General features: G+C 65.1%; 9 protein-coding genes and 1 other RNA gene. 1 reads left to right on the top strand and 9 read right to left on the bottom strand.

Annotation, left to right across the window (positions count from 1 at the left end):
- Positions 1–11: 11 nt before the first annotated feature.
- The 7 genes from SPMU_RS04145 to SPMU_RS04115 form a co-directional block, all read right to left on the bottom strand.
- Complete coding sequence (locus tag SPMU_RS04145) at positions 12–257, bottom strand: hypothetical protein (protein ID WP_088333152.1); 246 nt, start codon at positions 255–257, stop codon at positions 12–14.
- Between the two features lie 95 nt (positions 258–352).
- The gene (locus SPMU_RS04140; RefSeq protein ID WP_088332177.1) at positions 353–688 is read right to left on the bottom strand and encodes a YbaB/EbfC family nucleoid-associated protein; all 336 of its coding nucleotides are present in this window, start codon (positions 686–688) and stop codon (positions 353–355) included.
- Positions 685–2358 (bottom strand): DNA polymerase III subunit gamma/tau, encoded by a 1674-nt coding sequence (locus tag SPMU_RS04135; protein ID WP_088332175.1) that lies wholly within the window; start codon positions 2356–2358, stop codon positions 685–687. The genes SPMU_RS04140 and SPMU_RS04135 overlap by 4 nt, the downstream gene beginning before the upstream one ends.
- 128 nt (positions 2359–2486) lie before the next feature.
- An RNA gene (gene ffs, locus SPMU_RS04130) (signal recognition particle sRNA small type) lies at positions 2487–2584 on the bottom strand.
- 50 nt (positions 2585–2634) lie between these two features.
- Positions 2635–2937, bottom strand: coding sequence for a 2Fe-2S iron-sulfur cluster-binding protein (locus SPMU_RS04125; protein WP_088332173.1), 303 nt, complete (start codon positions 2935–2937; stop codon positions 2635–2637).
- Complete coding sequence (locus tag SPMU_RS04120) at positions 2934–4019, bottom strand: cysteine desulfurase family protein (RefSeq protein WP_088332171.1); 1086 nt, start codon at positions 4017–4019, stop codon at positions 2934–2936. Before SPMU_RS04120 ends, SPMU_RS04125 begins: the two co-directional genes overlap by 4 nt.
- A complete protein-coding gene (locus SPMU_RS04115; protein ID WP_088332169.1) occupies positions 4016–5119 on the bottom strand; it encodes a cysteine desulfurase family protein in 1104 nt (367 codons plus the stop codon). The genes SPMU_RS04120 and SPMU_RS04115 overlap by 4 nt, the downstream gene beginning before the upstream one ends.
- 73 nt (positions 5120–5192) lie before the next feature.
- On the opposite strand from SPMU_RS04115, the gene SPMU_RS04110 reads away from it, so the two are divergent.
- Positions 5193–5849 (top strand): alpha/beta hydrolase, encoded by a 657-nt coding sequence (locus SPMU_RS04110; RefSeq protein ID WP_088332167.1) that lies wholly within the window; start codon positions 5193–5195, stop codon positions 5847–5849.
- Between the two features lie 186 nt (positions 5850–6035).
- On the opposite strand, the gene SPMU_RS04105 is transcribed toward SPMU_RS04110, so the two are convergent.
- On the bottom strand, positions 6036–10262 hold the full coding sequence (locus SPMU_RS04105) for a translocation/assembly module TamB domain-containing protein (protein WP_088332165.1): 4227 nt from the start codon (positions 10260–10262) through the stop codon (positions 6036–6038).
- Positions 10262–12382, bottom strand: a complete 2121-nt coding sequence (locus tag SPMU_RS04100) for an autotransporter assembly complex protein TamA (RefSeq protein ID WP_425442140.1) — start codon at positions 12380–12382, stop codon at positions 10262–10264. Before SPMU_RS04100 ends, SPMU_RS04105 begins: the two co-directional genes overlap by 1 nt.
- Positions 12383–12574: the final 192 nt, after the last annotated feature.

The raw sequence follows: 12574 nt of genomic DNA, 5'->3' as shown, positions 1-12574 counted from the left end.
CCTCGATTGTTTTACTTGGCCGCGCCGTCGATAGCTGCGCCGGCCTTTTCTGCGGTATCACCCACGCTCTGCGCGGCCGAAGTGATCGCCCGGCTTTCCATGCCTTCATTCTTCGACTGGTTGAACAGGAAGAAGGCTGCCACGATCACGGCAAGTAGAACGGCCAGCCCGATCAACATGCCGCTGCCGCCACCACTACGCCGTTCGATGATCGTGGTATTCGGCGTTGAAGTTTCCGTTACACGCTCGTCGGTCATGATACGCTCCATCTTTACCGAGAGCCGCAACGCAGGGCTGAAGAAGGTTGTTCCCGCGGTGAAACGGGTGGAACTCATCAGCCCTGCCGCGCCGATCAGAACGGCAGTTTGAACCCCGGCGGCAGCGGAATGCCGGTCGTCATCTTGGCCATCTCCTGCGAAGAGGCGGCGTCAGCCTTCGCACGGGCGTCGTTGAACGCTGCCGCGACCAGATCTTCCAGCATTTGCTTTTCCGACAGGACCACCAGGGAATCGTCGATTGCGACGGAAAGGATGCGACCCTTGGCAGTGGCCTTGATCTTGACCAGCCCACCGCCAGATGCGCCCTCGACCTCGATCTTGTCGAGCGTGGCCTGGGCCTCGTCCATCTGCTTCTGCACATTCTCCGCCGCGCTCTGCGCTGCGGCGAGAAGTTCGTTGATATCCTTCACGCGTTGTTCCTCTTCTTGGGCCAGTCAATCAGTTCGGCATCGGGGAAGGCTTGGAGCGCCGCCTTCACCAACGGGGACGCGAGCACCGCCTGACGCTCCGCTTCCGCCGCGGCGTCGGCGGCTTCCTTCAGCGTCACTTCGCCTGGTGCGTCCAGCATGGAGAGCTTCCACGCCGTCCCGGTCATTGCGCGCAACGCGGTCGCCGTCTCGGCCAGCGTATCGGTCGCGATCGGCCGTGTTCCGCTGAACACAATCTCAGGCGGCGCATAGCTGACGACACGTGCGCCGTGCGCCAGTCGCACCGCCAGCAGATGTTGCCCGTTCTCTTCAAGCTCGGCCACCAGCGCGGCGAAGGTGGCGGCAAACGCCGGCTTTTCTGCCGCTACGGGCGCGGGAACGGCAGGCGCGGCGGTGGGCGCCGAAAGGGAAACGGCCGCGGGCGCGGCCACTTGCGGTTGATCCGTGCGGCCCTCGCTAAGATAGCGGGCAAGTTCACCGGGATCGGGAAGGCTGCGCGCATGAACGATGCGCAGCAGCGCCATCTCCGCGGTCTCGATCGGCAGCGCTGCCTTAGCCACCTCGTCATGGCCTTTAAGGAGCAGCTGCCACAAACGATGGAGCAGCGGGAACGAGAGCTTGGTCGCCCAGTCGCGATAGGCTTCGCGCTCCTCTGCCGGCTGCGCCGGGTCTTCCGCGCTGCCGATCTTGGCCAACGTCACGCCATGAACGGCCTCCAGCAACGCGCGAAGCACGCCCTGGGGATCGACGCCATAATCATATTGGCGTCGCAGCGCCGCCAGCGCACCCGGCGCATCGCCTGAAAGAAGAAGCGCCAACAGGTCACGCACCGCACTGCGATCCGACAGACCCAGCATCTCGCGAACGGCGCTCGCCGTGACACCGCCGCCTTGCAGATCGGCATGGGCGATCCCTTGGTCCAGGATCGACAGGCCATCGCGGGCGGAGCCTTCGGCCGCCCGTGCGATCAGCGCCAGCGCCTCCGGCTCGGCAGTCACGCCCTCTTGCTGGCACACTGCGGCGAAGTGCTCGGCAAGCTTGTCCGCCGGAATGCGCCGCAGGTCGAAGCGCTGGCAGCGCGACAGCACAGTCACGGGCACCTTGTTCACCTCCGTCGTGGCGAACAGGAACTTCACATGGCCGGGCGGCTCCTCCAGCGTCTTCAGCAGACCGTTGAAGGCCGCTTTTGACAGCATGTGGACTTCGTCGATGATATATACTTTGTACCGCGCGGAGACTGCGGCATATCGCGATGCCTCGATGATCTCGCGAATGTCGTCGATGCCGGTGTGGCTCGCAGCGTCCATCTCGATCACATCGACATGACGGCCTTCCGCGATCGCCCGGCACGGCTCGCACTGCCCGCACGGATCGATAGTAGCGCCGCCGTTCCCATCCGGTCCGACGCAGTTGAGCGCCTTGGCGATCAGCCGCGCGGTCGAGGTCTTGCCGACGCCGCGCACGCCGGTGAGTAGAAACGCATGCGCGATCCGATCCCGGCGGATCGCATTCTCCAGCGTCCGCACCATCGCCTCCTGGCCGATCAGCGCCTGGAACGTCTGCGGTCGATATTTGCGCGCCAGCACGCGATACGCTTCGCCACCGCGCTTCGGCTGAACCGGTTCATCTAGGCCAAGAAGGGAGTCGGTCATTGCCGCCTATCTAGGCGCACAGACCCTGGTTGTCGAAGGGAGATGACCGCGCCGGATGGGCGCAGGCCAACCGGACGAGCCCGGCAAGGCGATCGCGGCGGTGCTCTGTGTACTTTGGTGACATGGGCTGCGGTGGGAGCCGGAACGACCCGCGGCGAAATCGTTGTGGCTGCTTCCGTCAGGATCTGACCAGGTTGGCGACGACCACGTCCGCCCGACTCCCGCGCGCCATATGGCCGAGCCGCGCGAGCGGTTCAAGCCCGGCGATGATCGCAGTTAGGGAATGCGGACGGTGAGGCCGTCACAGGCCGGTTCTAGCACGATCTGGCACGATAATCGGCTGGTTCGCGCCGCCTGTGGCGCGAGATCGAGCATGTCTTCTTCTTCCTCGGCCACCGCTGGCAGCAGCCCGAAGTATTCCGGCGAAACAATAACGTGGCAGGTCGCGCACGCCATTTGCCCTTCGCACGTCCCTTCCAGCGGCATTCCAACGCGCTGCCCTACGTCGAGCAACCGTTCGCCGGGCGCCGCATCAGCCTCGGTAACCGGCCCGTCCGCCACCTCGAACCTGATCTTCATGCGAAAACCTGCTGCGCATCCGCGGCGGCGACGATCAGGTCCAATGCTTCCCGCAACTCCGCCTCTGTCGTGTACCGCCCGAAGCCCAGCCGTATCGAAGATCGCGCATCGGCATCCAGGAGGCCGATCGCCTTCAGAACATGCGAGGGCCGTCCCGAACCACTTGCACACGCCGATCCCGCCGAGAACGCCACGTTCCGGCAGTCGCTCATCAGCCGGTTCACGTCCAGGCCGCGACGCCGCACGTTAAGATTTCCGTGGTAGCGATGTTCCTCCGACCCATTGATCGTCCAGCCACTTAGCCGGTGCGTCGCGATATCCCACAGGCGTGCAATATGCGCTGCATCCGCCCCCTGCCGCTCCATCATCAGCCGAGCGGCGACGCCAAAGCCGACGCAGAGAGCCGGGCTCAACGTTCCCGAACGCCCTATCTCCTGATCCCCGCCGTCGAGCAGCGGATCGAGCGTCACGCCGTCCCTGATCCACAGCGCACCCACCCCTTTCGGCCCGTGGATCTTGTGCGCCGAGATCGCCACCATGTCGCACTCTTCCGGGATGGCGATGCGGCCATAGCCCTGTACCGCGTCGCACAAGACGACCGCACCATTCTGTCGCGCAATGCGCGCGAGTTCCGGAACAGGCTGGATGATGCCGATCTCGTTGTTGACCAGCATGGCCGCCAGCAAGCCCGCGCCCTGCCCCAGAACACGTCGCGCCACCCACAGGTCGATCCGCCCATCCGGCCGCACCGGCAGCACCGTCACCTCGCGTCCGCGCGCGCCTTCCGCCCGCGCCGTATCGAGCACCGCCGCATGTTCACTGGCGATGGTGACCACGGACCCGCGACTGCCCTTAACCGCCCAGTTCAGTGCCTCCGTGGCACCACTGGTGAAGACCACCCGCCCCCCGGGCGGCAGCAACACTGCGACTTGCTCGCGCGCCACTTCGATCGCTGCCTTGGCGGCGCGACCCAGCCGGCTGGCCGAGTGGGGATTGGCGAACTGATCGCGCAGCCACGGCACCATGGCCTCAAACGCTTCGGGCGCAAGCGGCGTGGATGCCTGATAGTCCAGGTAAATCATGCGGCAAGCACCCGGACGCTGCGCGCCATGTTGCGCCACGCTTGGATAAAGCGGTCGATATCGGCCTCCGTGGTGGTCCGTCCGAAGCTCACACGGATCACCTCGCGCGTTTCCGCTTCTGACCAGCCCATGGCGCGAAGCACATGGCTCGGCTTCAGGCTGCCGCTCGCGCACGCGCTGCCGGCAGACACCGAAATCTGCTCCAGATCGAGCCGGATCAGCTGAGCGTTGGCGCTCACGCCTGGTAACCGATAGCTGCCGATCGCCGGGTGCCGCGGCGCCGCGTCGGCTACGACCAAGCCGCCGGAGCGACGGATGGCATCATCCAGCCGCGCGCGAAGGGGGGCGTGATCGGGCTCCGGCTCGCTCAGCGCAGCCGCATAGCCCATCGCAGCGGGCAGGTTCTCCGTCCCGGCGCGATAACCGCGCTCTTGGCCGCCGGTCGGCACCAAAGTCGCCAGGTCACGAACGAGCAACGCCCCGATCCCCGGCGGCCCGCCACGCTTGTGCGCCGAAAGCGCCACGAAGTCGGCATGCTCGGCAAGTTCAGGCGAGGATGGCATCTGCGCCGCATCGACGAGCAAAAGCCCGCGCGCGTCGTGAACAACTCGCGCGATGTCAGCGATGGGCTGAATCACACCGCTTTCACTGTTGCACCATTGCACACACACCAATGACCGCGTTGCCGGCGCATCGCCGCTTGCGGATCCCGACAGAAGCTGCCGCCGCAGCTCCTCCGGGTCGACCCGGCCATCAGCAGTCACCGTGATGAATTCCGCACCCTCCCCTGCCGCTCGCACGGCGGCGTCATGCTCCACGCGCGAGATAAGCTGCCGCCCACAAGTCCCCCGCCGAAGCGCGATCCACAGCGATTCGCTCGCCCCGCTGGTCAGCAGCACCTCGCCGCGCCAGGCGTAAGCCGCACCGATCGTCGCCCGCGCTTCCTCCAGCGCGGCCCGCGCCGCGCGCCCTTCCGCATGCGGCGAGGAAGGATTGGCCCACATTTCCACGCCCCGAAGCAAAGCGTCCCTCGCCTGCGACGTCATTGGTGTGGTGGCGGCGTGATCCAGATAGAGACGCTGAGGCAAAACTCGTTCCATATTCGGGTGCGATCCCTATATAGCCCCACGTTCAACGCGCCACATCCGCGGCAGCAAACTAAATAGAGTAACGATGCCCGAAGTGATCTTTCCTGGCCCAGAAGGCCGTCTCGAAGGGCGTTTCGCCCCCGCTCCCAAGCCGCGTGCGCCGGTCGCGATGATCCTTCATCCGCACCCGACCGCCGGCGGAACGATGAACAACCACATCGTTCAGGCGCTCTACAAAACGTTCCAGCGCCGCGGATTTGCGACCCTGCGCTTCAACTTTCGTGGTGTGGGCAAAAGCCAGGGCACGTTCGACAACGGCGTAGGCGAGCTTTCGGACGCGGCAAGCGCGCTCGACTGGGTACAAAGCTTTCATCCGGAAGCGTCGACCACCTGGATTGCAGGCTTCAGCTTCGGCGCCTGGATCGGGATGCAATTGCTGATGCGCCGCCCGGAGATCCGCGGCTTCATCTCGGTTGCGCCGCCGGCGAACCTGTACGACTTCACCTTCCTGGCTCCCTGCCCGTCTTCCGGGATCATCATCCAGGGGGCGGAAGATGAAGTGGCGACTCCGCCAGCGACCCAGAAGCTGGTCGACAAGCTGCGTACGCAAAAGCACATCACGATCCATCACGACGTGATCCCGCGCGCCAACCATTTCTTCCAGCATGAGATGGACGACCTGATGACGTCGGTCGACAATTACCTCGACATGCGGCTCGATCCGAACTCCCCGATCCGCTGATCCCTCTTTTCCCGGTGAGGAGCGACATCGCTCGTTCCTCACCGGCCATCTTGCGCATAATCGCGCCTGCGCCCGGCACGCCCGGGGCGCTATCAACTCTCCCGCTCATCAGTCTCTACGCCGCAACCGCGCGGCGCCTTGAGTCGCGCGCCGACGCGCCACACGGCGGCGCGCCCGCCTCGTTCCTCAATAGTCCCTGGAGTAGCGCAGCTGCGCGTTCGATCCGCCGAACGAGCCGGCCTGCGTCAGCAGGCTGAGCGACCTTGTCAGAGCGATGGTCAGCTGAGTGGCCGTGAAGCCGCGGGCGTCGGTGACGATCTCGATGTAGATATCGTCGGTCAGGTACTTGCCGGCAGCCAGCGACGTGCCGCGGCCACTGGCATCGTCAGCCCCAAGCACCCGCAGGCGATCGAAGCCCGTTGCTGAGCGCAGCTTGCCCAGCGGATTGAGGCCGCCACCAGAGCCGCGCAGCGAGTTCAGCGCTGCGGCGAGCTGGATCGCTTCGGTCGCCGACAAGTTCTCGGGATTGGTGCCGAAGAGCAGCCGGCTCAGCACCTCGTCCTGCGGAAGCGCCGGGCTGGAGGTAAAGGCGATCTGCGGCCGCTGCCCCGTGCCGGTGATGTTGATGACAAAGGTCACCCCATCATTTTCGGTCGTCGCGCGGATGTCCAGGTCCGGATCGGTCATTTGACCGCCACGGAAGCGAACACGCCCGCGCTCCACTTCGAAGCGCTTGCCAGCGAACGAATAGGTACCGCGCACAAGGTCGAGGCCGCCGGCAATCGTCGGCGCAGCAGAAGTTCCGCCGATCCGCATGTCGGCCTCCCATTCGCTTTCCAGCCCCATGCCCGACACGAACAGTCGGTTATCCGCCCGCACCCGCATGTCGAGACGGAACAGGCCCGGCGGTGATGCGGGCGCCGGACGGTCAGTGATCCTCGCGGGCCTGATATCACTTTTCCGGCGTACCCCGGTCAGCTCGGGAACCTCGGCCGCGCCCTGGCGGATGATCTCATAGCGGGCCTCTGGAATGGTGAGATCCGCCTTGATCAGTCCACCGCCACGACCGTTCGTTACGGAAACGGTCCCGCTCGCCGTTGCGCCGATGGCGTCCGAACGGGCCAGTTGCGCGTCATCAAGGCGGGCATCGATCTGCATGGGATAGCCCTGGTCAGCTGCGAGGCTGACATAGCCCTGCGCGCGGACGGTGCCGTCGCCGGCCTTTGCGGTCAGGCTTTCCAGTTGCAGTCGATCCGCAGTGAAACGCGCCCTGATCGCCATGTTCGACAAGCGCGTACCGTATGTTTCGTTGTCATAGGTCAGGCTGTCCGCCCGGATCACGCCATTCAGCTGCGGCGCGGACGCACGCCCGTAGAAATCCGCCGCGACCACGATCGGCCCGCTCAATTGCTGTTCGGCAAGGCCGGCCAGGCTGAAAAGCACGCCCGACGGGCCGTTGTAGCGAATGCCGCCACTCAGCGGCGCCGCCATCAGCTGGGAGGCCCAGGAGCCACCCGCACCCGCCGGGCGCAGGAACGCCTGTGCGCGGCCGACGGTCGTCGTCCCCCGGCGCACCAAAGCCCGAAGCTCGCCGCCACTCTGCACCAGTCGACCGGCAAGAACGACGTCCACCGGCTGTGACACGCTGGCCAAGCTCGAGCGTGTGAAGCCCGTGATCGTCATGCGCGCATCCGCCTGCGGGAACGCATTGGGGTTCCTCTGCGTGAAGTCCAGGCTGCCGGTTGCGCGACCGCCAAGACCCAGATTGGGAACGAGCGCATTCGCCACCGAGAGGTCCAGACTATCGAGGCGCATCTGTGCGGTTAGTCCAGCGCCATAGCTCCCCGCCACGCGCAGGCGCCCTTGATCAAAGGAAACCTGCGTCGGTGCCAAGCGATAGGTGCCGCCGGTGGTCGTGATCCGGGCCGGGTTCTGCGTGCGGAAGTTGATGCCGTTGGCTTGCCCCTGAAGCGCGACGAGATACTCGCTCGGGGAAAGCCGTGCATTGGCCGCAAGGCGGAACGGCACGCTGTTCGAGCCGGTCAGCAAAGCCTGAGCGGTACCGCGGCCACCGGCGTAATTCACCTTCATGCGGCCAGACTGTATCACGGTCGGCCCATATCGAAGATCGGCGACCTGAGCGTCGGCGATCACCTGCGGATTGTCGTAAAGCACAACGCTTGCCTTCACGATCCCGCGACCGATCACGAAATCAACATCCCCGGGGATTTGCGCTGCATAGGCGCGCGCATCCACGTCCGCGCGCTGATAACGACCTTGCGCACTCAGCAGCGCCGCACCGGAAAGGCCGGAACCGGCAAACTGGACACGTCCGGCAAATGGCCCTGCCCCCGTCTGCACCACCCGGCCGGAGAAGTTCACCCCGGCAAACACGACACGGCGAACATCGACAGCAAGCTGCGTACCCGGGTTCACCAAGACGTCCGCATTGAACGGCCCGTACGTCGTCTGGCCGGTAGCCGTCACGGCATAGGCGCCCCCACGGCCGACAATTCGCGCATCGAGGTTCGCGAGGCCCACGCCAAGGCCCGGCCGCGGCGCGCGCACATTGACGATCGGTGCCGCTGCACTCCCGCTGACGCGGGCGAACAACGGGCCATATTGTGCCGAATACGCATCAGCTTCGACCAGAACCGCGCCGGTATTCAAATCGTAGCGGCCGCTGCCACGTGTCACCCTGAACGAGGGCGCCGTCACGCGAACGTTGCGGAACGTCACCAGCCCGTCGGTGTCATAGCTGAGGTTGGCGACCGCGACAGCGTTGCCGCCAAGGAACGTGCGCACGCCATCGTTGAAGATCTCGCGCGTCTGAATGCCAACGCGGCCGATGATCCCAAAGCCGCCATTAGGCTTGGTGACGAGCTCAGCGTCGGTGTTCAGGTTGATGATGCCAACGCCGTCCACACGGAAATTATTGACGCGTCCCTTGATCGCGCCGGTGTAGCGCCCCGTCTCCATGTTGGCGGCAACAATGGCGGTTGCGTCGATCGTGTCGGAGCGGATCCGAAGATTGTCGGACAGGATGGTGGGCATGTCGATGGCGATGTCGCCCTCGATCCGGGCGTTGGTGGTCAGCCCGCCCAAGGCCGGGTTGAGCCCGCTGATCCGCCGCGCGCGCGCCTTGACGGGCACCAGGATCCGATCGGCGTCCACCCGCGCCAGACCCTCGGCGTAAAGGTTCTCGACAACCGTGTCGCCGAAGCCCATCGCCGTGGCCCGCACCTTATAGTCCACGGTCGGCGTCGCAAACGCGCCGTTCAGCACCACACGGGCCAGCACGTCGCGGCCACGCAGGTTGGGGGCAATCGCGCCCGGGGTCAGCAGCTTGGCATCAACCGCAAAATTGCCAAAGCGGCTGTTGGCGAAGTCGATAAGCCCGCCAGCGTCCACCGCCAGCGCGTCGGACTTCAGCTTGATGCGCGTATCGGCGCGGCGCTCTTGCAAGGTGGTGTCGATGGCGACATTCAGCCGCGGCGCGGTCAGCCGCTCGACTGGTCCCTCGAGATAGAGCCCGGGCTGGGCGAAACCGCGCACCGCGATCTGCCCGTTTCGGGCAGTAACGGCGAGATCCGCCAGTTGGCCGCCGCCGAGGCTGGCAACGGCCTTGCCCTGCCATGAAGCCCAGCTGCCCTTGCCGCCGATGACGGCAGTAAGCGGCGCCTTGGTGCCTGCTATCGACGCCACCAGCCCTCCGGCCGGCGCAAACAGACGTGCGTCGAGATCAAGCTTGTTGTCATCGGGCACGGCATCCAGGCGCAGGCGAAGCGTGTCGCCGCCCGCGATACCAGAACCACGCAACGCCGCTGCGTCCACGGTGAGCTGCGCGCGTCGATCGGCAATATGGGCCGCGCCCTCAATCCTGCCGACATGGCGGCGCCCAGCGACTGCCGGCTCCATGACAAAGCGGGCGACGCGCAGGCGCTCGATGTCGATGTCGAGATCCGGCAACAATGGCGCATTGGGATCGCTCGGCTGCGGGATCAGCTCAGGATTGCGCGCCATGGTGATGAGCTCGCTTTGCAAGCTCCTCACGTCCACATGATTGTTGAGGAAGGCGAATGGCCGCCAATCCACGTCCAGTCGCGGAGAGGTGATGAACACGCCCTTGGGATCGCTGACCCTTACATCCGTCAGCACCATGCGGCCGTACAGCGAACCGTCGATCCGGCCCACCTTGATGTTGAGGCCACCCGCCGTGCTGTAATCGCCCAACTGATCGGCAACGAAGCGGCGCCCTGGATCGGTGTTGATGCCGAAAACAACGGCCACCAGCAGCAGCAGCAATGCGCCGATCGCAATGCCAACCCATTTCAGGATCCGCTGCCACAGCGGGGGACGAACCACGATTGTATGGGCGGGCAACGTCTGCTCGGCCGCGTTGTCTTCAGCCATTAGAACGCCTGCCCGATAGAAACGTAGAGAGCCACTCGGCCATCACCCGGCCGAGGATTGAGCGGCGTGGCAATGTCGACGCGCATCGGCCCGAAATTGGTATAGAAACGCCCGCCGATGCCAGCCCCGAAGCGAAGATCGGAAGCCTTGGGGAAGGCGCTTTCATAAGCATTACCGGCGTCGATGAACGGAACGATGCCGAAGTTGCCGAACCGATAGCGCGCTTCGAGCGCAAACTCGTTCAGGCTTCGACCACCAACGGGGCGAAGATCACCGATGTCGATCTCGCCATCGTCGTTCGGCACCAGCGATGAAACGGGCTCAAGCGGCCCCAGCCGCTGGAAGCCATAACCGCGCACCGATCCACCGCCACCGCCATAATAGCGGCGCGACGGCGCCAGTGAGTCACGTTCCACGCCAAGAATGGATCCGGCGCGCGCACGTCCGGCGATCACCAACCGGTCGCTCACCGGGTAGTAAACCGTACCCTCGACCATCGTGCGAACATACGGACGAACCGAGTCCTGCATGGATGTCTCGGGGCTGAGGTTCAGCTTCAAGCGATAGCCGCGCGTCGGGTTGAGCAGATCGTCGGACGTATCCCAGACCGCCTGCGTCGGAATCGCAGCGATGCCGTACGTGCGGCGCACACGCTCGTTGCGGTCGAAATCGAAGACACGTTCGTTCGTGCCCGTCAACTCCGCACCGAATGCATAGGTGAAGCGCTTCTGCCAGATTGGTGTGGAGTCATAGGCCCAGCGCACGAATGCGGTGCCCGTAAACGCGTCAAAGGCATCGTAATTCGCGTGATTGGCGGAAAGGCCGGTCGAAAAGCTCCGGTCGCGCCGGCCGGCATTCTGGCGGCGGAACGTTGCGGAGGCGCCCTGCTGCTGCGTTCCGGCGATCGCGGTAAGGACCAGCGCCCCCTCCGGCGGAAACAGATTGCGATGGGTCCAACTGCCCTCGAGCTTGATGCCCTCGCCCGTGCCATAGCCGCCACTGCCCGCCAAGCTGCGCCACAGCCCCTTGGACTGGCGCACCAGCAAATCGACCTGTTCCGTTCCATCAGGCCCGGGCTGGCCGGTACGCACCGGCTCCACGCCGACGGTGCCAAAGAGGCCGGTCGCCACCAACGCTTCGCGCAGATCGTCGCGTTTGCGCGTGTCGTACAATTCACCCCGCTTGAACCGCGGGAATATGCTGAGGTGATCCAGGTCAAAGACAGCATCGCCTTCGGTGCGCAGGACGCCAAACGATGATCGTGGGCCCGTCTCCACCGGAAGCGTATAATCGCCCGTCAGCGTTTGATCGTCGAGCAGGATGTCGCGGTCGCCCACGTCAACGAAGGGATAGCCGCGCTGCGGCAACACCAGGGCAACGTTCGCTTCCGCGCCTTGGACGCGGGCGGCTTCCAGCGGATCGCCCGTTCTGAGCGGAAGCTGGTCGCGCACCAGGTTGGGTGGCACCGTCGGCCCCGCTACCACGTTGATCTCGCCCAGCTTGTAGAGCTTGCCCGGCGTCGCCGTCAGCACAGCACGCACGCGGCCCGGTTCGGTGCCTACCGTCTCGATGGTGGAGCTGGCCACGCCATCATAATAGCCGAGCGACTTCATCAGGCGGACGGCAAGTTGCTCGTCTTCCCTTGCGCGCGCACTGACCTGCGTGGCGTTGGCCGCCTTCCCGTCTCCTTCGCGAAGCGCGGACAAGGACTTGAACTCATCGTCCAAGCCAAGCTCCTCTAAGCCACGCACGGCCACGTCGTAGCGGATCTGAAGCCGCTCATTCTCAGTAGCGTCGGCGGCTGTTTGCAGCGGCACGGTGTTCGTGTTTGCCAGCGGCTGCAGCGGCTGTTCCAGCTCTGGGTCAACGGCGGCGGCCGGGGCGATCTCCCCCGGAACAGCGGGCGAAACCGGCGCGTTCGTGCCGGCGGGCGCGGACGGTATCGGCTCAAGCGGCGCGTTGATGTCGTCGGAAAGCGACGGGAGAGCGGCATCGAAAGCGGCATCGGGGACGATTGGCGCGTTGCTGTCAGGGTCGGCAGCGGGCCGCTGCGCTATGTCCTCACGCGGCGCATCAGGGCCCCTGGCGGGCGCGGTGCCCGGCGTCGACATTTGCGCCATCGCCCCGGACGAAGCCGCGATCAGTGCAAAGGCAAGCCAGCGGTGACACCCCGAATTGAAACTCACAATTGCCCCTTTTCACGCGGGTCGCTCGATCTTTCGATACAACTCCGTACCGTCCAACGCCTTTAGGGAAGATTAGTTTCATGGTTAAAAACCAGTGCGGTCGCGACATCTTGCGACATGTTGAGG

Source organism: Sphingomonas mucosissima, from assembly GCF_002197665.1.
Lineage (GTDB): Bacteria > Pseudomonadota > Alphaproteobacteria > Sphingomonadales > Sphingomonadaceae > Sphingomonas > Sphingomonas mucosissima.
This window is presented reverse-complemented; position numbering and strand designations above follow the sequence as displayed.